Annotated in this window: 21 protein-coding genes; 17 read left to right on the forward strand and 4 right to left on the reverse strand. The window is 60.0% G+C overall.

All coding sequences use genetic code 11. The features are described 5' to 3' along the window. Positions 1–135 precede the first annotated feature (135 nt). The 3 genes from bkdR (at position 136) to NPS47_RS14460 (ending at position 3591) form a co-directional block, all read left to right on the forward strand. A complete protein-coding gene (bkdR, locus tag NPS47_RS14450; RefSeq protein ID WP_038613431.1) occupies positions 136–621 on the forward strand; it encodes a Bkd operon transcriptional regulator BkdR in 486 nt (161 codons plus the stop codon). A 294-nt stretch (positions 622–915) separates the two neighbouring features. Beyond that, a complete protein-coding gene (locus tag NPS47_RS14455) occupies positions 916–2157 on the forward strand; it encodes a glutamine synthetase family protein (protein ID WP_274295604.1) in 1242 nt (413 codons plus the stop codon). A 93-nt stretch (positions 2158–2250) separates the two neighbouring features. Next, entirely contained in the window at positions 2251–3591 is a 1341-nt protein-coding gene (locus NPS47_RS14460; RefSeq protein WP_274295559.1) for an MFS transporter, read from the forward strand. Positions 3592–3716: 125 nt separating this feature from the next. On the opposite strand, the gene NPS47_RS14465 is transcribed toward NPS47_RS14460, so the two are convergent. The 4 genes from NPS47_RS14465 to flgA form a co-directional block, all read right to left on the reverse strand. After that, positions 3717–4460, reverse strand: coding sequence for a flagellar brake protein (locus NPS47_RS14465; protein ID WP_274295560.1), 744 nt, complete (start codon positions 4458–4460; stop codon positions 3717–3719). An 80-nt stretch (positions 4461–4540) separates the two neighbouring features. Beyond that, a complete protein-coding gene (locus NPS47_RS14470; RefSeq protein ID WP_274295561.1) occupies positions 4541–5008 on the reverse strand; it encodes a flagella synthesis protein FlgN in 468 nt (155 codons plus the stop codon). A 45-nt stretch (positions 5009–5053) separates the two neighbouring features. Continuing rightward, complete coding sequence (gene flgM, locus NPS47_RS14475) at positions 5054–5368, reverse strand: flagellar biosynthesis anti-sigma factor FlgM (protein ID WP_274295562.1); 315 nt, start codon at positions 5366–5368, stop codon at positions 5054–5056. Positions 5369–5536: 168 nt separating this feature from the next. Continuing rightward, positions 5537–6289, reverse strand: a complete 753-nt coding sequence (flgA, locus tag NPS47_RS14480) for a flagellar basal body P-ring formation chaperone FlgA (RefSeq protein ID WP_274295563.1) — start codon at positions 6287–6289, stop codon at positions 5537–5539. Between the two features lie 70 nt (positions 6290–6359). Between flgA and NPS47_RS14485 the strand changes: the two genes are divergently transcribed. From NPS47_RS14485 to NPS47_RS14550, 14 genes are all read left to right on the forward strand, one after another. After that, positions 6360–7289: a chemotaxis protein CheV gene (locus tag NPS47_RS14485; RefSeq protein WP_038613417.1), complete on the forward strand. Its 930-nt coding sequence runs from the start codon at positions 6360–6362 to the stop codon at positions 7287–7289. 51 nt (positions 7290–7340) lie between these two features. After that, a complete protein-coding gene (gene cheR, locus NPS47_RS14490; RefSeq protein ID WP_274295564.1) occupies positions 7341–8168 on the forward strand; it encodes a protein-glutamate O-methyltransferase CheR in 828 nt (275 codons plus the stop codon). A gap of 172 nt (positions 8169–8340) precedes the next feature. Continuing rightward, the gene (gene flgB / locus NPS47_RS14495) at positions 8341–8748 is read left to right on the forward strand and encodes a flagellar basal body rod protein FlgB (protein ID WP_107025154.1); all 408 of its coding nucleotides are present in this window, start codon (positions 8341–8343) and stop codon (positions 8746–8748) included. Positions 8749–8751: 3 nt separating this feature from the next. Further along, the gene (gene flgC / locus NPS47_RS14500) at positions 8752–9195 is read left to right on the forward strand and encodes a flagellar basal body rod protein FlgC (protein ID WP_028945514.1); all 444 of its coding nucleotides are present in this window, start codon (positions 8752–8754) and stop codon (positions 9193–9195) included. A 15-nt stretch (positions 9196–9210) separates the two neighbouring features. Continuing rightward, positions 9211–9939 (forward strand): flagellar hook assembly protein FlgD, encoded by a 729-nt coding sequence (flgD, locus tag NPS47_RS14505; protein ID WP_274295565.1) that lies wholly within the window; start codon positions 9211–9213, stop codon positions 9937–9939. Positions 9940–9969: 30 nt separating this feature from the next. Next, entirely contained in the window at positions 9970–11295 is a 1326-nt protein-coding gene (gene flgE / locus NPS47_RS14510; RefSeq protein WP_274295566.1) for a flagellar hook protein FlgE, read from the forward strand. 72 nt (positions 11296–11367) lie between these two features. After that, positions 11368–11556 carry a hypothetical protein gene (locus NPS47_RS14515; protein WP_274295567.1) on the forward strand — a complete coding sequence of 63 codons (189 nt, stop codon included), beginning with the start codon at positions 11368–11370 and terminating at the stop codon, positions 11554–11556. 190 nt (positions 11557–11746) lie between these two features. After that, entirely contained in the window at positions 11747–12487 is a 741-nt protein-coding gene (locus tag NPS47_RS14520; RefSeq protein WP_274295568.1) for a flagellar basal body rod protein FlgF, read from the forward strand. Between the two features lie 45 nt (positions 12488–12532). Next, positions 12533–13318, forward strand: coding sequence for a flagellar basal-body rod protein FlgG (gene flgG / locus NPS47_RS14525; protein WP_274071168.1), 786 nt, complete (start codon positions 12533–12535; stop codon positions 13316–13318). Positions 13319–13372: 54 nt separating this feature from the next. After that, on the forward strand, positions 13373–14068 hold the full coding sequence (gene flgH / locus NPS47_RS14530) for a flagellar basal body L-ring protein FlgH (RefSeq protein WP_274295569.1): 696 nt from the start codon (positions 13373–13375) through the stop codon (positions 14066–14068). A gap of 12 nt (positions 14069–14080) precedes the next feature. After that, positions 14081–15190, forward strand: coding sequence for a flagellar basal body P-ring protein FlgI (locus NPS47_RS14535; protein WP_274295570.1), 1110 nt, complete (start codon positions 14081–14083; stop codon positions 15188–15190). Positions 15191–15200: 10 nt separating this feature from the next. Continuing rightward, positions 15201–16403, forward strand: a complete 1203-nt coding sequence (gene flgJ, locus NPS47_RS14540; protein ID WP_274295571.1) for a flagellar assembly peptidoglycan hydrolase FlgJ — start codon at positions 15201–15203, stop codon at positions 16401–16403. Positions 16404–16413: 10 nt separating this feature from the next. After that, positions 16414–18450, forward strand: coding sequence for a flagellar hook-associated protein FlgK (gene flgK, locus NPS47_RS14545; RefSeq protein WP_274295572.1), 2037 nt, complete (start codon positions 16414–16416; stop codon positions 18448–18450). Between the two features lie 13 nt (positions 18451–18463). Continuing rightward, positions 18464–20032 (forward strand): flagellar hook-associated protein 3, encoded by a 1569-nt coding sequence (locus NPS47_RS14550; RefSeq protein WP_274295573.1) that lies wholly within the window; start codon positions 18464–18466, stop codon positions 20030–20032. Positions 20033–20044: the final 12 nt, after the last annotated feature.

Here is a 20044-nt window from a genome sequence, read left to right on the forward strand (position 1 = left end):
CTTGTGACCAGGGAGTCAGTCTTGTCCTACATGATATTCGGGCGCCTGAAGAATATTTCTCTCAAGTTGATTGCCTTTGTTCGGGCTTGCGGATAAACATTCTTTATAAAGACAAAAAACAGGTGAAATTTTCTCATGCGCAAACTGGATCGCACGGACATCGGTATTCTCAACAGCCTTCAGGAAAACGCGCGGATCACCAATGCCGAGCTGGCGCGTTCGGTCAACCTGTCGCCGACGCCCTGTTTCAACCGGGTCAAGGCCATGGAAGAGCTGGGGGTGATTCGCCAGCAGGTGACCTTGCTGGCGCCGGAAGTACTGGGGCTGGACGTCAATGTGTTCATTCATGTCAGCCTCGAAAAGCAGGTGGAGCAATCCCTGCACCGTTTTGAAGAAGAAATTGCCGAACGCCCGGAGGTCATGGAGTGCTACCTGATGACCGGGGATCCGGATTACCTGTTGCGGGTGTTGCTGCCGAGCATTCAAGCGCTGGAGCGCTTTCTTGATTACCTGACGCGCCTGCCGGGTGTGGCCAACATCCGCTCCAGCTTTGCCTTGAAGCAGGTGCGATACAAGACTGCCTTGCCGTTGCCAGCCAATGGCATGACCTTGCCGGGGTAACCGGTAAGGGCATCGCGGGGCAAGCCCGCTCCCACAGGAAAGTTGCTCACCGGTGGGAGCGGGCTTGTCCCGCGATCAGGCCTGTAGAAAATTTCGATCATGCCGCGCCTGGGTGCTTGAAATTCCGAACGCCTGGTGCCTATGTTGTAGCTATCGCCTTTCACGGCATGCGAAAACAATAAGGATAGTGTCATGACCACCAGTGGCCAGTGTGCGCTCGCGGAGCGATTGAGCGGCATTGATGAGATCGAGTGCGTTACGCCGGATCTCAACGGCGTACCGCGCGGCAAAGTAATGACCGCTGCGGGATTTCTCGAAGGCCGGCGCTTGCAGATGGCCCGTGGGGTGCTGTTGCAGTGCATCATGGGTGGCTATCCGCCGGCGCGCTTTTACGGCAGCGACGATGGCGACCTGGCCCTGGTGGCTGATCAGCAGCAGATCCATCGCCTGCCCTGGAGCGACGAGCCGCGTGCCCTGGCTATTTGTGATGCGGTCGAGCTCAGTGGCGCAAGCTCCGGTCTGTCCACCCGCGGTCTGCTTAAATCGGTGATTGCACGCTATGCGGCCCGCGGCCTGGCACCGGTCGTGGCGACCGAACTTGAGTTTTTTGTCTTCGCGCCGAACACCGACCCGCACCAGCCGTTCCTGCCGCCGCTGGGCAAGGATGGTCGCCGCGAAGAAGGGCATTCGGCGTTCAGCGTCAGTTCCAACAATGGCCTGCGACCATTCTTCAGCGAGGTCTATCGCTGCATGGAGGCCCTGGGCTTGCCGCGCGACACCTTCATGCATGAAATGGGTGTCAGCCAGTTCGAGATCAACCTGCTGCACGGCGATCCTTTGTTACTGGCCGACCAGACCCTGCTGTTCAAGCATCTGCTCAAAGAGGTTGCGCTCGAGCATGGCCTGACCGTGGTGTGCATGGCCAAGCCCTTGGCGCATACACCGGGCAGCTCGATGCATATTCACCAGAGCCTGGTAGAGATCAACGGTGGGCGCAACGTGTTCAGCGACGCCGACGGCAAGCCGACTGCGACTTTCCATCATTTCATCGGTGGCCTGCAGGCCTGCATGGCCGACTTCACTGCGCTGTTCGCGCCGAACGTCAATTCCTACCAGCGCCTGTGCCATCCTTACGCCTCGCCCAACAATGCCTGCTGGTCAGAAGACAACCGCGCTGCCGGCTTGCGTATCCCGGCCAGTTCTCCTGTGGCGCGGCGGGTCGAGAACCGTTTGCCCGGTGCCGACACCAACCCTTATCTGGCCATCGCCGCCAGCCTCGCCGCCGGTCTGTATGGTATCGAGCAACAGCTCGAACCTGCGCCAGCGATCCAGGGTGAGTTCGAGGTGCCGGAACATTTGAGCCTGCCATGTACCTTGCATGCGGCCCTTGAGCGTCTGAAGCACAGTGCGCTTGCACGGGAGTTGTTCGGTAGCGAGTTCATCGAAGGCTACATCGCCACCAAAACCCTGGAGCTGACCAGCTTCTTCGATGAAATCACCCCGTGGGAGCGTCGCGTGCTGGCGGCTCAAGCCTAGTGTTTTTTTAGTCCCAGGACCTGCAGTACGGTTATTTTCACTTATGCTTTCAAGCAGTTTTTTCACCTGCTCAAGGGGCCGTTCGGGACGCTGATGCGACAGATCTGGAAGTCTTTTCGCTCGCTGTATTTTGCGGCGCTGATGATGTTGATTGGTTCCGGCTTGTTGAGTACTTACCTGGCCTTGCGCCTGGCTGCCGATCATGTCGACAGCCTCTGGGTCGGTGCGCTGATGGCGGCCAACTATTTCGGTCTGGCCCTGGGCGGCAAGATCGGTCACCGGCTGATTGCCCGGGTCGGCCATATCCGTGCCTACGCCACTTGCGCCGGGATTGTCGGTGCAGCGGTACTTGGGCATGGCCTGGTCAGTTGGCTACCGGCGTGGGTGGTGCTGCGGGTGATTGTCGGTCTGGGGATGATGTGCCAGTACATGGTCATCGAAAGCTGGCTCAACGAGCAGGCCGATGCCAAGCAGCGCGGGGCGGTGTTCAGCGGCTATATGATCGCTTCCTACCTGGGACTGGTGCTCGGTCAGCTGATCCTGGTCGCGCATCCGCAGCTGGGGCCGGAGCTGTTGATGCTGGTGGCTATGTGCTTTGCCTTGTGCCTGGTGCCAGTGGCGATGACCCGGCGCATTCACCCGGCACCGTTGCGGCCGGCACCGATGGAGCCGCGCTTCTTCATCAAGCGGGTACCCCAGTCGTTGAGTACGGTGCTGGGCTCGGGACTGATCGTTGGCTCCTTCTATGGCCTGGCACCTTTGTACGCTTCCAAGCAAGGGTTGAGCACCGAATACATCGGTCTGTTCATGGGCTGCTGCATCTTTGCCGGCCTGCTGGTGCAGTGGCCGCTGGGCTGGCTCTCGGATCGCTACGATCGTGCGGTGTTGATCCGCAGTGTGGCCGTGGGCCTGGCGATTGCCGCGTTGCCCCTGGCGATCATGCCGACAGTGCCGCTGGTAGTCCTGTTCGTTGCCGGCTTTGCCGTGTCGTTGCTGCAGTTCTGCCTGTATCCGCTGGCGGTGGCATTCTCCAACGACCATGTGGAAAGCGAGCGACGGGTGTCGCTGACCGCCATGCTGTTGGTGACCTATGGTGTCGGCGCCAGTATCGGGCCGTTAGTGGCGGGGGTGCTGATGAAGATGTTCGGCACCCAGATGCTCTATGCCTTCTTTGTGTTCTTTGCCCTGGTGCTGGTCTGGCGGATTCGTCCGAAGGCCGTTACCGGATTGCATCAGGTTGAGGATGCGCCGCTCAATCACGTGGCCATGCCGGCGGCGGGCTCGCCCTTGTCGGCAGCGCTCGATCCGCGGGTTGACGAGCAGAGCGTGCAGGATCAGATGCAGGCGCCGGTGGCGGCTGAGGATACCGAGGAGGATAGCGATCAGGAGGGGGGTGAAGCGGCGGGGTCGGAGGAGAAGCCGGCGTCGGTGTAAATCAGTGCCGCTTTTCGGCCCTTTCGCCGGCAACGCCGGCTCCCACAGGAATCAGGGTAATCGAGGTCATTGTGGGAGCTGGCTTTGCCGGCGATTGGGCTGCAGGGCAGCCCCAGGCGTTCAACTCAATAATCGTCTTTATCGAAGCGTCGCGCTTCACGCTGCAGCTGGTAGACGAAGGTTTCAATCTTGCGCTGCATCTGTCCGTTCAGGTTGTGAAAGCGTACGCCTGCAAAAGTGGTGTTAACCCGCTCTTCGAAATGCAGATGACGCAGCTCCACCTCGACCTGGGACAAGCCCAGCGGTGCGCCGGAGGCGAATTTTTCGTAGACCTGGCCCAGTTGCAGGCGCTCCTCGATATTGCCTTCGAAGCGCAGCTTGCAGCCGGTAGCCGAGATGTCCAGCAATTTGCCGCGCAATTCACCATTGCCCTTGAGCTTGTCGCCGTCGAGCTTGATGTCGACCAGTTGCGACAGTTTCAGTGCGGCGCGAAACGCATTGCGCCGCTGATGGTAGGCCACTGCGCTCGGCAGTACGCCGCGGTAGCAGCGATGACCGTCAACTTCGCTGATGCTCAGCGGGGTATTGCACTCCCAGGCGATACGCACACCCTCATGAAAGCCCTCGACCCGGAACGGCTCGCCGTTCTCCAGGTAGCGCTCACCGTCGCGCGGGACCATTTCATCAAGCGCCAGGCGATTGCTTTCGCGGTCGACCTCGACCACATAGCTCTGGAAGCGCTGGCTGCGTTCGTGGAAGGTGATGATCAGCGGGTCATGGCTCTCTTGCAGCGACCGCAAGTTGGCGGCGATTTCCAAAGGCGTGGTGAGCACCTTTGGCGGCTGCGGAGCTTCTGCTTCATTGAACACGGGTAATCAATCTCCAGGCAAAAACGACACACGCAAGTAACGGCATTTTGCCAGTATGTTCCGTGCCTTGATACAGGGAATCAAGCCTGGCTGAGCGCCCGTGGCTTGGCAAGGGGCGAGGTCGACCCCCGGGCGTCATACAGCGACGGTGATTCGCCGCCCATGAGGATTCTGATCTGATTGGCTGTGGTGCTTTGCTGAAGCTGGATCGAGCGGCCATTGCGCTCGTTGACGGTCTGGCAGTCGGCAAGCAGTTTGCCCAGTACGTCCAGCTGTTGCAGCAGCAACTCGCCCAGCGACGACTGGCTGGCCAGTTGTGCGACGCCTTCGCGGTCCTGGCTCAGGCCAAGGCTTGCCAGCAGTTCACTGCGCCGCCGACCTTGCTGATCAAGAAGGATTACCAGCGATTGCTTGCGCGCCAGAATGTCTTCCAGCAGCGGCATGTCACGGCCGTGCAGGGCGACCGCTTCGGTCTGCAGCAATTCAAGCAATTGTTGCGCTGGAGCAAAATCATCTTCGATCAATTGCAGCAAGGTAGTGTCGTGCATGGCTGGCTCTTTGGTTCAAGCGTCCTGAAGTCAGCGCGCCAGGGGCTAGCGCTGGGCTTCGAAATTAAGCAGTTTGCTGGCGACGCGGTTGCTGTCGACCTGGTAGCTGCCGTCGGCGATAGCCTGCTTCAACTCCGCCACCCGGGCGCTGTTGACAATAGGCTGGTCGCGCAGCTTGTCGCTGACCTTTTGCAACTGCTGGGCCTCGTGGCTCAGGTGTACGGCTTCCCCGCTGGTACCGCCCTGGGCGACTGCGTCGGCCTTGGCTGCGGTGTTGCTGGCGGTGCTTTCCTGGCTGTTGCCAGTGCGCACGCCGGCAACCGACGGGGAGTTATTCAAACGACTGAAGTCGATGACCATGATCAGAAAACCTCTGGGTATAGGGACGCTTGCCTTGTTTTCGGCCAACCCGAAAGAAACTTTAGGCGCAATTGCAGTGCAGACTGCGCAGCAGCTTCCGGGCCCCCAATGGGGCACAGTTTAGGAAAAGCGCTTGCTGATCGCCAGAGTTCTTCGTTGTTCTGCCGTTTACATGGCCACTTCGACCTGGCCTGGCCCGGTTACCCTGGCCTTGACCACCCGTTTGGAATTGAGATTGCGCACCCGGATCTGTTCGCTCAGGCCGCCTTTGCTCAGGGCTTCGCCTGGCATGCGTACGCTGAGTGTGCCGCTGCGGGCGGTGATGACCACCTGATCACCCTTGCGGATGACTTCGGCCTGTTCCAGGTGTTGAGGGGTCAGCACCTGATCCATGACCGTCGGTCGGATAACCTTGAGCCCGATCGCCTGTTCCAGATCGCTCAGAAACCCCTGGTTCAGCGTGCCGACATCGCGTTCGCGCAGGCTGACGTCCTGCTCGCCGACAATGCTCTCGCGTTTGAGCGGGCGCACCACGGTGACAACATTGCGAAACAGACGTACCTGGGCGGGCACGAACACCGTCCACGGTGAACTGCCGTTGCAGCGAACCTTTACGGTTACGCGGCCCAATGGCTGTGCCGGGCTTTCCAGATTGGCGTCCAGTTGCCGGTTGCACAGCGGCATGCGCAGGCGCGGGTCGAGGGTGTTGACCTGGATTTCGTAGCGGCCAGGGGTCTGGCTGCTGGCCAGGTAGTCTTCAACGGTGAATTCAAGAAACCCCTGGGTGACGCCGATAAGCTGTTCAGGCAAGGTGAAAGCGTCAGCCAGAAGTCGAGTGCCCGGCATCAGCAGGCACAGCGCAGCAAGATAGCTGCAGAGGTGGCTGGTCAGGCGTCGGAAAAATGTCGTTTTCGTGTTCATACGATTAAAAAAGCAAAGCGCGTGCCGAGACTGGGTACGAAGTTCGAAGCGTTTGGTGAAGGAGTCTTGCATGGCTGGTGTAATGGATTCGGTGAACCAGCGCACGCAACTGGTGGGGCAGAATCGCCTGGAGCTGTTGTTGTTTCGTCTCAATGGCGAGCAGCTCTACGGGATCAACGTGTTCAAGGTGCGGGAAGTGCTGCAATGCCCACCCTTGACCGTGATGCCCAAGTCCAATCCGGTAGTGCGCGGTGTCGCGAATATACGTGGAGCAACCATCCCGATCCTCGATCTGGCGATGGCGACCGGTATGCCCGGTCTGAGTGAAGATGTCAGCAAGAGCTTTGTGATCATCACCGAGTACAACACCAAGACCCAGGGTTTTCTGGTGCACTCGGTGGAGCGCATCGTCAACATGAACTGGGAAGAGATCCATCCACCACCCAAGGGCACCGGGCGTGATCACTACCTGACGGCGGTGACCCGGGTCGACAACAAGATGGTCGAGATCATTGACGTGGAGAAGATCCTCGCCGAAGTGGCGCCGACGTCCGAGTCGATCTCTGCCGGTGTGGTCGATGCCGAGGTGCAGGACAAGGCGGTGCTGTTGCGGGTGCTGACGGTCGATGACTCATCGGTGGCGCGCAAGCAGGTCAGTCGTTGCCTGCAGACGGTCGGGGTGGAGGTGGTGGCGCTCAATGACGGCCGCCAGGCACTCGAGTACCTGCGCAAGCTGGTGGATGAGGGCAAGCGTCCGGAAGAAGAATTCCTGATGATGATCTCTGATATCGAGATGCCGGAGATGGACGGCTACACCCTGACGGCCGAGATCCGCAGCGACCCGCGCATGCAAAAGTTGCATATCATCCTGCATACTTCGCTTTCCGGGGTGTTCAACCAGGCGATGGTCAAGAAGGTCGGGGCCGATGATTTCCTGGCCAAGTTCAAACCGGACGACCTCGCCCAGCGCGTCGTCGATCGCATCAAGGCCACGCACTAACGGCCAGGGGCTGTGCCCCTGGCGGTTCACATGATTTAAGAGGCGGCATCATTGTCTACGGGTAATTTGGATTTCGAACAGTTCCGGGTCTTCCTGGAAAAAGCCTGTGGCATCCTGCTGGGCGAAAATAAGCAGTACCTGGTCTCCAGCCGTCTCAACAAGCTGATGGAGCAGCAGGGCATCAAGTCCCTGACCGAACTGGTGCAGCGTATCCAGAGCCAGCCGCGCAGCGGTTTGCGCGAGCAGGTGGTGGATGCCATGACCACCAACGAAACCCTGTGGTTTCGCGACACTTACCCCTTTGAAGTGCTGAAGAACAAGGTGCTGCCTGAGCAGATCAAGGCCAATCCTGGGCAGCGTCTGCGTATCTGGTCGGCCGCCTGTTCCTCGGGGCAGGAGCCGTATTCGATCTCGATGGCGATTGATGAGTTCGAGCGCAGCAACATCGGCCAGCTGAAGATGGGGGCGCAGATTGTTGCCACTGACCTGTCCGGCGCCATGCTCAATAACTGCAAGAGCGGTGAGTACGACAGCCTGGCGATTGCCCGTGGATTGTCCCAGGAGCGTCTGCAGCGTTACTTCGATGTCAAGGCGCCCGGACGCTGGGCGATCAAGGTGCCGATCCGCAGTCGTGTGGAGTTTCGCTCGTTCAACCTGCTCGACAGTTACGCCAGCCTGGGCAAGTTCGACATCGTGTTCTGCCGCAACGTGCTGATCTACTTCTCGGCCCAGGTCAAGAAAGACATCCTGTTGCGTATTCACAGCACGCTCAAACCAGGGGGTTATCTGTTCCTCGGGGCGTCCGAAGCGCTCAATGGCTTACCGGATCATTATCAGATGGTGCAGTGCAGCCCGGGGATCATCTACCAGGCCAAGTAAGTCCCTTCCATAAATTGCCGCTTTGCTGGCGCCGAGCGGAAATCCTTTGCCGCTTTTCTGGCATTGCCGCCAGCGGCAAATCTCTCAAAGCCCCGTATTTACGGGGTTTTGTTTTTTGGCATGGCTCTTGCTCTAGCTCAGTCAACGAAAAACCTTCGAAGGTTTCCCCGACATGAGCATCAGCTTCGACAAAGCGCTTGGCATCCACGAAAAGGCATTGGGCTTTCGCGCCCAGCGCGCCGAGGTGCTGGCCAACAACATCGCCAACGCCGACACGCCGAACTACAAGGCGCGTGACATGGACTTCGCTTCGGTCCTGGCGGCCCAGGCCGAGAAGACCAGCAAGGGTCATTTTGCACTGGACCGTACCAACGCCCGGCACATCGAGGCTGAAGGCCTGAGCATGGGTGATGAAACCCTGCAGTACCGCACGCCGATGCAGCCGTCGATCGACCAGAACACCGTCGATGCCCAGCTCGAGCAGTCGAGCTACGCGGAAAACGCCGTAGGCTTCCAGGCCAGCTTCACGCTGCTCAACAGTAAATTCAAAGGGCTGGTATCGGCCCTGCGCGGAGAGTAAGTCATGTCCCTCGCCAGTGTCTTCAACATTGCCGGTAGCGGCATGAGTGCGCAGACCACGCGTCTGAACACCGTCGCATCGAACATTGCCAACGCCGAGACGGTTTCGTCGAGCATTGATCAGACCTATCGCGCTCGTCACCCCGTGTTCGCCACTACCTTCCAGCAAGCCCAGGGCGGTGTCAGCCAGTCGCTGTTCCAGGATCAGGGCGAGGCCGGTCAAGGTGTTCAGGTGCTCGGTGTGGTGGAGGACCAAAGCAACCTTGAGGCGCGCTACGAGCCGAACCATCCGGCAGCGAACAAAGACGGTTACGTCTATTACCCGAACGTCAATGTGGTCGAGGAGATGGCTGACATGATCTCTGCCAGCCGCTCGTTCCAGACCAACGCCGAGCTGATGAACACGGCCAAGACCATGATGCAGAAGGTCCTGACCCTGGGTCAGTGATAAAGGACGAAGCCAATGGCAAGCGTTAACGATACCACCGCCGGTGTAAACCTGAACGACGTGCTCAAGGCGTCGGTCAAGAAGACTTCCGATACCAATCCCACTGGCGTTGCTACGGCGACCAACAGCAAGACCGGCAATCAGGCGCTGGGCAAGGATGCGTTCCTGCAGATGCTGGTTACCCAGATGCAGAACCAGAACCCGCTCGATCCTCAGGACAACAGTGAGTTCGTTGCCCAGTTGGCGCAGTTCAGTAGCCTGGAAGGCATCACCACGCTCAATGAGACGGTGACGGCGATTTCCGGCAACTTCAAATCGTCCCAGGCGCTGCAGGCGTCGTCCCTGGTCGGTCGCTCGGTGATCGTCCAGACCGACAAGGCCATGGTCGACACCACCAAGAGCTTCACGGGTTCCGTGGTGGTGCCGCAATCGCTGAGCAACGCCTCCGTCACCATCACCGACAAGGATGGCAAGGTGGTCAAGACCATCGATATGGGTGAGCAGAAGGCCGGCAATTCCGAGTTCGTCTGGGATGGTACCAATGATGCGGGTGAGAAGGTCGATCCGGGTACCTACACCTTTGCCGCCAAGACCACCATCGAAGGCAAGCAGCTGGATATGTACACCTTGTTGCCGGCCACGGTCAGCAGCGTAACCCTCAGTCAGACCGGCGGCGAGATGATGCTCAATCTTGCCGGCCTGGGCAGCATTGCACTGTCCAAAGTCCAAACCATCGGTATATAGAGCCGGCTAACGCGGCACAAGGAGTGAAAGATGTCATTCAATATCGGCCTTAGCGGTCTCTATGCAGCCAACAAACAACTGGACGTAACCGGCAACAACATTGCCAACGTTGCCACCACCGGTTTCAAATCGTCGCGTGCGGAATTCGCCGACGTCTACTCGGCCAACAAGCTCGGCGTCGGCAGCCAGAGCGTCGGTAACGGTGTGCGCCTGGCCTCGGTCTCGCAGCAGTTCACCAATGGTGATATCACCAACACCGGCAACGTGCTGGACATGGGTATCCAGGGTCAGGGCTTTTTCGTCCTGAGCGACAACGGCTCGCTCAGCTATACCCGTGCCGGTGCGTTCCAGACCGATAAAGACAACTACGTGGTGACCTCCGATGGCCTGCGTCTGCGTGGCTATGGTGTGGATGAGAACGGCAAGATCATCAATGGCGTGCTGACCGACCTGAAGATCGACACTTCGGCGCTGGCGCCAAAGTCCACCACCTCGATCGATCAGGGTATCAACCTGAACTCGTCGGACAAGGTCATCCCGGGCACCACCACGTTCGACCCGACCGACGACACCACCTGGAACAAGACCTTCGCCACCAAGATCTATGACAGCCAGGGTAACGAGCACGTCATGGATCAGTACTACGTCAAGACCGACACCAATGAGTGGAAGTCCTACACCCTGATCGATGGTCGCAACCCGCTGGATCCTGCCCAGGAGCCGCCGCAGCCGCTGGAAGGCACCATTTCCTTCAACCCTGATGGTAGTGTCGATACCATGACTGCCGGTGCTGCTGGTTCTGGCTACGAAGTGGTGAACAAGGTCTTCAAGCTGACCGGTTGGATACCTGCCACCGTTACCGATCCGACTGCCAAGCCGCCGGTATGGGGTTCCAATGGCTCCGAGGCCAGTGCCGGTGGTATCGCCATCGACATGACCAAGACCACTTCCTACAACACCCCGACCACGCGTCTGTCGCAGAGCCAGGATGGTTACGCTACCGGTATTCTGTCGAGTCTGAGCATCGACTCCAGCGGTGTGATGTTCGCCAGCTTCAGTAACCAGCAGTCGCGCGCTATCGGTCAGGTTGCCATTGCGTCCTTTGCCAACGAGCAGGGGCTGCAGCCTATGGGTGGTACGCGCTGGGCCGAGACTTACTCGTCGGGTATTCCGGGTATCGATGCGCCGAAGACCGGCACCCTGGGCGCGATCGCCTCCAACTCGCTGGAGGCTTCCAACGTCAACCTGACCACTGAGCTGGTCGAGCTGATCAAGGCGCAGAGCAACTACCAGGCCAACGCCAAGACCATCTCCACCCAGAGCACCATCATGCAGACCATCATTCAGATGACCTGATGCCGCTGTGAGGCGATAGGTGTGGACGGACCCCTTTCTCGGAAGGGGTCTGTCGTTTCAGAGGTATCGATCATGTTGCAACGATTGGCGTTAGCGGTGTTCGCGCTGCTGCTGATGGCTCAGGTCCGGGCTGATGCCGCACCTTGGTACCGTTGGGAAAGCCAGGCGGATGGACGCCTGGTCTGTGCCCAGTTTTCTCCGGGAGATGGCTGGAAGCGCTTTGCCGGTCCCTTCAACAACGCGGCGTGCCGCGACTACTGAGGCTTGCCGCTAGCGGCAAGCTGGCGCCGTAATTTCGACGGCGTTTCTCCCTGTTGCATATCTGTACAGCGACCAAGCCCTTGTCTGGCGGGGCTTTTGGCTACTTCTGCAAAGTTGGTTTGAAACTTGCTTCAAGCACTGCAAAGCAGCGGCGAGCGGCAAGTGTTCGCCAGCGCAGGGGAGAAATACTGTGGACAAGATGCTGTACGTGGCCATGACCGGTGCCAGCCAGAACGCGCTGGCGCAGAAGGCGCATGCCAACAACCTGGCGAACATTTCCACTACCGGTTTTCAGCGTGACCTGGAGCAGGCACGCTCGATGCCGGTGTTTGGTGACAGCTTTCCGGCGCGTGCCTACGCCATGACCGAGCGCCCGGCGACGGATTTCTCGCCAGGTTCGATGCTGGAAACCGGGCGTGACCTGGACGTGGCTGTGGGGGGTGACGGCTTTATCGCCGTGCAGGCACCGGATGGCAGCGAAGCCTATGTGCGTACCGCGAGTATGAACATCGATGCCCTGGGTGTGCTGCGTGCCGCCAACGGCATGCCGATCATGGGTAACGGCGGGCCGATTGCCGTACCGCCAGAGCAGAAGGTCGAGGTCGGTGAAGACGGCACCATCACCATCCGCGCCATGGGCGAGGGGCCAGAGGTAATGGCTGAAGTCGACCGGATCAAGATGATCAATCCTGATCTCAAGACCATGACCAAAGGCCTGGACGGTTTGATCCATACCAGCAATGGCCAGCCCGCGGTGGCCGATGCCAACGTCAAGCTGGTGTCGGGCTTTCTTGAAAGCAGCAACGTCAACGCCGTCGAGGAAATGACCTCGGTGCTGGCGTTGTCACGTCAATTCGAACTGCACATCAAGATGATGACCACAGCCAAGGAAGGCGACGAAGCCATGGCTCGGGTTTTGCAAATCGGCTAATTACACAGACGTAGCGCCGTAAAACAGGCGCGCGAGGAGAACAGCATGCTTCCGGCTCTTTGGGTCAGTAAAACCGGTCTGTCCGCCCAGGACATGAACCTGACCACCATTTCCAACAACCTGGCCAACGTCTCGACCACCGGCTTCAAACGTGATCGTGCCGAATTCCAGGACCTGCTGTACCAGACCCGTCGTCAGGCCGGCGCCCAGTCGACCCAGGACAGCGAGCTGCCTTCGGGCCTGCAGCTGGGTACCGGTGTGCGCATTGTCGGTACCCAGAAGAGCTTCACCGCCGGTAGCCTGCAGACCACCGAGAACCCGCTGGACATGGCGCTTGATGGCCGCGGATTCTTCCAGATCCTGCAGCCTGATGGCACCGTCTCCTACACCCGTGACGGTACCTTTCACCTGAACTCCGATGGCCAGATCGTCACCGCCAGCGGTTTTGCCCTGGAACCTGCGATCGTCGTGCCGCCTGAGGCGCAGACCTTCACCGTGGGCCGTGACGGCACCGTGTCGATCACCACCGCAGGCAACCCGGCGGCGCAGGTGATCGGCAACATCCAGACGGCCGACTTCATCAACCCGGCCGGCCTGCAGGCAACCGGTGGCAACCTGTTCCTGGAAACCGCTGCCAGCGGTGCGCCGCAAGTCGGTACGCCAGGCCTGAACGGTTTCGGTGTGGTCCAGCAGCAGACCCTGGAAAACTCCAACGTCAGCACCGTGGAAGAGCTGGTCAACATGATCACCACCCAGCGTGCCTACGAGATGAACTCCAAGGTCATTTCCACCGCCGACCAGATGCTCTCGTTCGTTACCCAGAACCTGTAAGTGAAGTCTTCGAGGTCGCTTGTACGGCGCCTGTTACACCGTGAGGTCAGAGTCATGAGTCGTTTGTTTTGCGTACTTGCCCTGAGTGGGATCAGCGTGCTGGCCGGCTGCGTGGCGCCGACGCCCAAGCCCAATGATCCGTACTACGCGCCGGTATTGCCGCGTACGCCACTGCCGGCAGCGGCCAACAATGGCTCGATCTACCAGGCCGGTTTCGATCAGAACCTGTACAGCGACCGCAAGGCATTCCGGGTCGGTGACATCATCACCATCACCCTCAACGAGCGGACCCAGGCGAGCAAGAACGCCAACTCGCAGATCGCCAAGAACAGCAAGGCCGATATCGGCCTGACCTCGCTGTTCGGCTCGTCGATGACCACCAACAACCCGTTCAGCGATGGCGACCTGAGCCTGAGCGCCGGCTACAGCGGTGACCGTGCAACCAAGGGCGACAGCAAGGCCGGGCAGGGCAACAGCCTGACCGGCTCGATCACGGTGACGGTGGCCGACGTGCTGCCCAACGGCATTATTGCCGTGCGTGGCGAGAAATGGCTGACCCTCAACACCGGTGATGAGCTGGTGCGCATCGCCGGGATGATCCGCGCCGACGACATTGCCACCGACAACACCGTGCCTTCGACCCGGGTTGCCGATGCGCGCATCACCTACTCGGGAACCGGCTCGTTTGCCGATGCCAGTCAGCCGGGCTGGTTCGACCGTTTCTTCCTCAGCCCGCTTTGGCCTTTCTAGGTTCGGATGACCATGTTCAACTTCAAGCAGCTGATCACCGCCGCGCTTCTGCTGTCCGTCGCGTTCGCCGCACAGGCTGAACGCCTGAAGGACATCGCCAGCATTTCCGGCGTGCGTAGCAACCAGCTGATCGGCTACGGCCTGGTGGTGGGGCTCAATGGCACGGGTGACCAGACCACCCAGACGCCGTTCACTCTGCAGACCTTCAACAACATGCTGTCGCAGTTCGGTATCAAGGTGCCGCCAGGCTCGGGCAACGTGCAGCTCAAAAACGTCGCGGCGGTGTCGGTGCATGCCGACCTGCCGGCGTTCGCCAAGCCGGGGCAGGTGGTGGACATCACCGTGTCCTCGATCGGTAACTCCAAGAGTCTGCGCGGCGGCAGCTTGCTGATGACGCCGCTCAAGGGTATCGACGGCAACGTCTATGCGATCGCTCAGGGCAACCTGGTGGTGGGCGGTTTTGACGCCGAAGGCCGCGACGGCTCGAAGATCACCGTCAACGTACCATCGGCGGGGCGTATTCCTGGCGGTGCTTCGGTAGAGCGTGCGGTGCCGAGCGGATTCAACCAGGGCAACAGCCTGACCCTGAACCTCAATCGCCCGGACTTCACCACCGCCAAGCGTATCGTCGACAAGGTCAACGAACTGCTCGGCCCAGGTGTGGCCCAGGCCCTGGACGGTGGCTCGGTGCGCGTCACTGCACCGCTCGATCCGAGTCAGCGTGTCGATTACCTGTCGATCCTCGAGAACCTGGAAATTGATCCGGGCCAGGCGGTGGCCAAGGTCATCATCAACTCGCGTACCGGCACCATCGTCATCGGCCAGAACGTCAAAGTGTCGCCTGCGGCGGTCACCCATGGCAGCCTGACCGTGACCATCACCGAAGACCCGATCGTCAGCCAGCCGGGGCCGTTCTCCAATGGCCAGACCGCGGTGGTGCCACGCTCGCGGGTCAATGCCGAGCAGGAAGCCAAGCCGATGTTCAAGTTCGGCCCGGGCACCACGCTGGATGAAATCGTCCGTGCGGTGAATCAGGTCGGCGCTGCCCCGAGTGACCTGATGGCAATCCTCGAAGCCCTGAAGCAGGCCGGCGCGCTTCAAGCCGACCTGATCGTGATCTGAGGACTGGCGCATGGATATGCCGAAAAACCCGATGACCTCCATGGCTGACAGCGGTGCCTACACCGACCTCAATCGACTCAGTTCGTTGAAGGTCGGTGACCGCGACAGCGACGCCAACCTGCGCAAGGTGGCCCAGGAATTCGAATCGCTGTTTCTCAACGAGATGCTCAAGTCGATGCGTTCGGCCAGCGATGTGCTGGCCAAGGACAATCCGCTCAACACCGAAACCACCAAGCAGTACCAGCAGATGTACGACCAGCAGCTGGCGGTGAGCATGTCCCGCGAGGGCGGCGGTATCGGTCTGCAGGAAGTGCTGATGCGTCAGCTGTCCAAGCAGAAAGCGGCGTCTGTGAGCAACAGCAGCCCGTTCCCACGCTTCGACATCCAGGCGCGGCCATTGGGCGCGACGGCAGTCGGCGTACCGGAGCGGCCACAGGAAACTGCGGTCACACGCAACGATGTCGCAGCGCTCAACTCCCGTCGTCTGGCGTTGCCAAGCAAGCTCACCGATCGCTTGCTGGCGGGCCTGGTGCCGGCGGCCGGTGTTGTCCCGGCCAGCACTAATACGACGCCGATTCCCGGGCGCTCGAGCCTGGCAGGCGACGCCGTGGCCAAAGGTGACTGGCAACCGGCGCAAGCCTTTGCCGCACCCGGCAGCCTGCGCATTTACGGTCGCGCCATGGCCCAGCCGCCGTTGGCACCGGCCAAACGTGCCTTCAGCTCTTCGGATGATTTTGTCGCCACCATGCTGCCGATGGCCGAGCAGGCCGCCAAGCGCATCGGTATCGACCCCCGTTACCTGGTGGCGCAGGCGGCGCTGGAAACCGGTTGGGGCAAGTCGGTCATGCGTCAGGCCGATGGCCGCAGCAGTCATAACCTGTTTGGCATCAAGGCCACCGGCAACTGGCAGGGCGAACAGGCGCGGGCGATCACCAGCGAGTTTCGTGATGGTCAGTTCGTCAAGGAGACGGCGGCGTTCCGTTCCTACGATTCCTATCAGGACAGTTTCCATGACCTGGTGAGCCTGTTGCAGAACAACGCTCGCTATAAAGAAGCGGTCAAGGCTGCCGATAAACCGGAACAGTTTGTACGCGAGCTGCAGCGGGCCGGTTATGCAACCGACCCGGATTACGCGAGCAAGATCTCGCAGATCGCCAGGCAAATGAAATCCTACGAAAGCTACGCAGCGATTGGCACCACTACGCAACTATAAGGTTTGAACCATGGCGAGTTTGATCAACATCGGAATGTCGGGGCTCGGCGCCAGTCAGTCGGGCCTGTTCACTACGGGTAACAACATTACCAACGCCGATGTCGCTGGTTATTCGCGCCAGCAGAACGTGCAGCGGGCCAATGGCTCGCAGCAGAATGGCAACGTGTTCATCGGCACCGGTACGACCCTGTCCGATGTGCGCCGGGTATACAACAGTTACCTGGAAAGCCAGTTGCGTACCACCACGTCGTTGAGCAGCGATGCGGCGGCGTACCTAAATCAGGTGGCACCGATCGACAGCCTGCTTTCCGGTGCTGACACTGGCATTACCGCCGCGTTGCAGAGCTTTTTCACGGCCATGCAAAGCGCATCCGCCAAGCCCAACGAGGATGCCTCGCGCCAGTTGCTGCTGACCAGTGCGCAATCGCTGAGCAAGCGCTTCAACACCATCGCCAGCCAGCTCAACGAACAGAACAGCAACCTCAATGGCAACCTGTCGTCGATGGTCGACCAGGTCAATAAACTGTCGGCAACCATTGCCCAGTACAACGACCAGATCTCGCAGATGCAGGGCACTCCGAACGACCTGCTCGACCAGCGCAACGAAGCGGTGCGTCAGCTGTCCGAGCTGGTCGGTACCCAGGTGGTTGAACGTGAAGGCAACCTGGACATCTACCTGGAGAACGGTCAGCCGCTGGTGATGGGTAAAACCATCAATACCCTGCAGACCGTACCGAGCAAGAACGATCCGACCCGGGTCAGCATCCAGCTCAACCGTGGCAGCACAGTCATGGACGTCACCTCCAGCCTCAACGGCGGCGAGATCGGCGGCCTGCTGCGTTATCGCAGTGAAGTGCTCGACCCCTCGCTCAACGAACTGGGGCGTGTGGCCCTGGTCATGGCCGATCAGATCAACCGCCAGCTGGCCCAGGGTATCGACAAGAACGGTGAGTTCGGTGCCGCGCTGTTCAACGACATCAACAGCCCCGAACTGATCAGCCAGCGCAGCATTGCCAAAGCCGGCAATACCGGTAACGGCATGCTCGATGTGGTCATCAAGGACACCGGCAAGCTGAGCACCAGCGACTACCAGGTGACCTTCACCAGCGCCACCGGCTACAGCGTCAAGAAGCTGCCGGAGGGTACCGACATGGGTACCTTCGATATCAACGACGATCCGCCGAAGGTGATCGATGGTTTCACCCTCAAGCTCAACAGCGGTGGCATGAGCGCCGGTGACAGCTTCAAGATCACCCCGACCCGCAATGCCGCGAGCAACCTGGATACCGTCCTCACCGACCCCAAGCGCCTGGCGCTGGCATCGCCGCTGACCTCTACCAGCGGTTCGGGCAACCAGGGCACTGGCATCATCGGCCAGCCCAATCTGACCTCGTCGCTGGATATCTACGATCCGGCCCAGCGCCTGGATCTGCAGAACGGCCTGAAGTATTCGACACCGGTGAAGCTGGTGTTCGGTGATGAAAAAGCCAACCCGCAGACTTACAAGCTGCTCGATGCCAAAGGTGATCCGCTGGGCACCGGCACCATCATCCCGGGCCAGGCCAACAAGCTGCAGTTCTCGGTGCCGATGGTCGACTCCACCGGAGCGCCGATCAACGATGCCAACGGTGTTCAGAAGACGTTCACCTTCGAGATGGAAGTGTCCGGTTCGCCCAAGGAAGGTGACAACTACACCATATCCCTGACCGGCCCGGGCTCGGACAACAACCGTAACGGCCAGGCGGTGATCGACCTGCAGACCAAGGGTACGGTTGAAGTCGGTGCCAACGGCAAGGGCCTCAGCCTCACCGACGCCTACGGCAAACTGGTGGAGAACGTCGGCGGCAAGACCGCCCAGGCGAAGATGGACTCGGATTCGACCACGGCCCTGCACACCTCGGCCAAGGCTTCGCGTGATTCGCTGTCGGGCGTCCAGCTCGATGAAGAAGCCGGCAACCTGATCAAGTACCAGCAGTACTACACGGCCTCGTCGCAGATCATCAAAGCGGCGCAGGACATCTTCTCCACACTGATCAATGCCCTTTAAGGAGTGGTAGACCGTGCGTATTTCTACTTCCCAGTTCTACCAGACCAGTGCGTCGAACTACTCGAACAACTTCTCCAATGTGGTCAAGACCAGCCAACAGGCCAGTGACAACATTCGTGTGCGCACCGCTGCCGATGATCCGGTAGGGGCTGCACGCTTGCTGCAACTGCAGCAGCAGAGCAATCTGCTCGATCAGTACAACGGCAACATCACCAGCGTACGTAATAGCCTGGGCACCGCCGAGTCGACCCTGAACTCGATCACCAACGTGCTGGCGCGGGTCAAGGAACTGGCCGTCGGTGCCGGCAACGGCGGCTATACCGATGCTGACCGAAAAGCCAATGCCCAGGAGCTGACCCAGCTCGAAGAGCAGCTCTACAGCCTGATGAACAGCCGTGACGAGAACGGCAAATACATTTTCTCCGGTTCGCGTGGCGATACCCAGCCCTACGTGCGCAACGCAGATGGCACTTACAGCTACCAGGGCGACCAAAGCACCTTGAGCCTGCAGGTGGGCGACATGCTCAGCATGGCCACCAACGACAGTGGTTACAACGTATTCGAGCAGGCACTGAATACCAGTCGCAGCCAGACGACCCTGACCTTCCCGGCCGTGGACGATGGCCGGGTCAGCCTGTCCAACGGGCAGGTGTCCGGCAGCACCCAGTACAATGATCGTTTCCGTGGCGGTGAGCCGTACACCATTACCTTCACCAGCAACACTGAATTCAAGATCACCGACGCAGCCAACAATGACGTGACCCTGGAGGCCACCGGCGGTGGCACCTTTGATCCGGGCAAGGACGGCAGCATCAGTTTCCGTGGTGTCGAGATGCGCCTGGACGTCAACCTGAAAGAGGGTGACGATCCGGATACCGCAATCGCCGGATACACCTTCAATCTGGCCTCCAAAGCCGATGAAGTCAGTGGTTCGCGTAGCCCGGGCAATACCTCGTCGGCGCAAATCAACAGCGCCACCATCACTGACAAGTCGGCCTACAGCGATGCGTTCCCCGGTGGCGGTGCGATCATCAAGTTCACCAGCGCCACCGACTTTGAAGTCTATGCCCAGCCCATGCTGCCGGATGCCCGTCCTGTGGCCAGTGGTGCCCTGACCGGCACGCCTGCGACCAAGGCCACCATCGCCGGTGTCGATTTTGACTTCTCCGAGCCGCCAGCCGGGGGGGACCAGTTCTCGGTCAAGGTCGATACCCACCAGACCCAGAACATACTGGACACCATTTCAGAGTTCCGTAAAGCGCTGGAGATGCCGGTCGACACTGATCTGGCGTCGCGCCAGAAGTACCAGGCCGCGCTCGACTCGGCGATTGGCAATCTGGAAAGCGGGGCCAACAAAGTCGCCGAAGCCATCAGCTCGATCGGTGCTCGCGGTGCCGCTCTGGATGTCCAGGCGGAAACCAACGAGAGCCTGAAAATGGCCAACACCAAGACCCAGAGCTCGATCCGTGATGCGGACCCGGCCGAGGTGCTGATTCGATTGAACCTGCAACAGACCATGCTGCAGGCATCGCAGCTGGCTTTCTCGAAAATCTCCTCGCTGAGCTTGTTCAACCAGCTTTGATTGACTCGGCGC

Source organism: Pseudomonas putida, assembly GCF_028682475.1.
Lineage (GTDB): Bacteria > Pseudomonadota > Gammaproteobacteria > Pseudomonadales > Pseudomonadaceae > Aquipseudomonas > Aquipseudomonas putida_AG.

Bases quoted from the DNA above. Each gene is read 5' to 3' on its own strand.
- bkdR (WP_038613431.1), top strand. From the start codon at position 136: ATGCGCAAACTGGATCGCACGGACATCGGTATTCTCAACAGCCTTCAG.
- NPS47_RS14455 (WP_274295604.1), top strand. From the start codon at position 916: ATGACCGCTGCGGGATTTCTCGAAGGCCGGCGCTTGCAGATGGCCCGT.
- NPS47_RS14460 (WP_274295559.1), top strand. From the start codon at position 2,251: ATGCGACAGATCTGGAAGTCTTTTCGCTCGCTGTATTTTGCGGCGCTG.
- NPS47_RS14470 (WP_274295561.1), bottom strand. From the start codon at position 5,008: ATGCACGACACTACCTTGCTGCAATTGATCGAAGATGATTTTGCTCCA.
- flgM (WP_274295562.1), bottom strand. From the start codon at position 5,368: ATGGTCATCGACTTCAGTCGTTTGAATAACTCCCCGTCGGTTGCCGGC.
- flgA (WP_274295563.1), bottom strand. From the start codon at position 6,289: ATGAACACGAAAACGACATTTTTCCGACGCCTGACCAGCCACCTCTGC.
- NPS47_RS14485 (WP_038613417.1), top strand. From the start codon at position 6,360: ATGGCTGGTGTAATGGATTCGGTGAACCAGCGCACGCAACTGGTGGGG.
- flgB (WP_107025154.1), top strand. From the start codon at position 8,341: ATGAGCATCAGCTTCGACAAAGCGCTTGGCATCCACGAAAAGGCATTG.
- flgC (WP_028945514.1), top strand. From the start codon at position 8,752: ATGTCCCTCGCCAGTGTCTTCAACATTGCCGGTAGCGGCATGAGTGCG.
- flgD (WP_274295565.1), top strand. From the start codon at position 9,211: ATGGCAAGCGTTAACGATACCACCGCCGGTGTAAACCTGAACGACGTG.
- flgE (WP_274295566.1), top strand. From the start codon at position 9,970: ATGTCATTCAATATCGGCCTTAGCGGTCTCTATGCAGCCAACAAACAA.
- NPS47_RS14515 (WP_274295567.1), top strand. From the start codon at position 11,368: ATGTTGCAACGATTGGCGTTAGCGGTGTTCGCGCTGCTGCTGATGGCT.
- flgG (WP_274071168.1), top strand. From the start codon at position 12,533: ATGCTTCCGGCTCTTTGGGTCAGTAAAACCGGTCTGTCCGCCCAGGAC.
- flgH (WP_274295569.1), top strand. From the start codon at position 13,373: ATGAGTCGTTTGTTTTGCGTACTTGCCCTGAGTGGGATCAGCGTGCTG.
- NPS47_RS14535 (WP_274295570.1), top strand. From the start codon at position 14,081: ATGTTCAACTTCAAGCAGCTGATCACCGCCGCGCTTCTGCTGTCCGTC.
- flgJ (WP_274295571.1), top strand. From the start codon at position 15,201: ATGGATATGCCGAAAAACCCGATGACCTCCATGGCTGACAGCGGTGCC.
- flgK (WP_274295572.1), top strand. From the start codon at position 16,414: ATGGCGAGTTTGATCAACATCGGAATGTCGGGGCTCGGCGCCAGTCAG.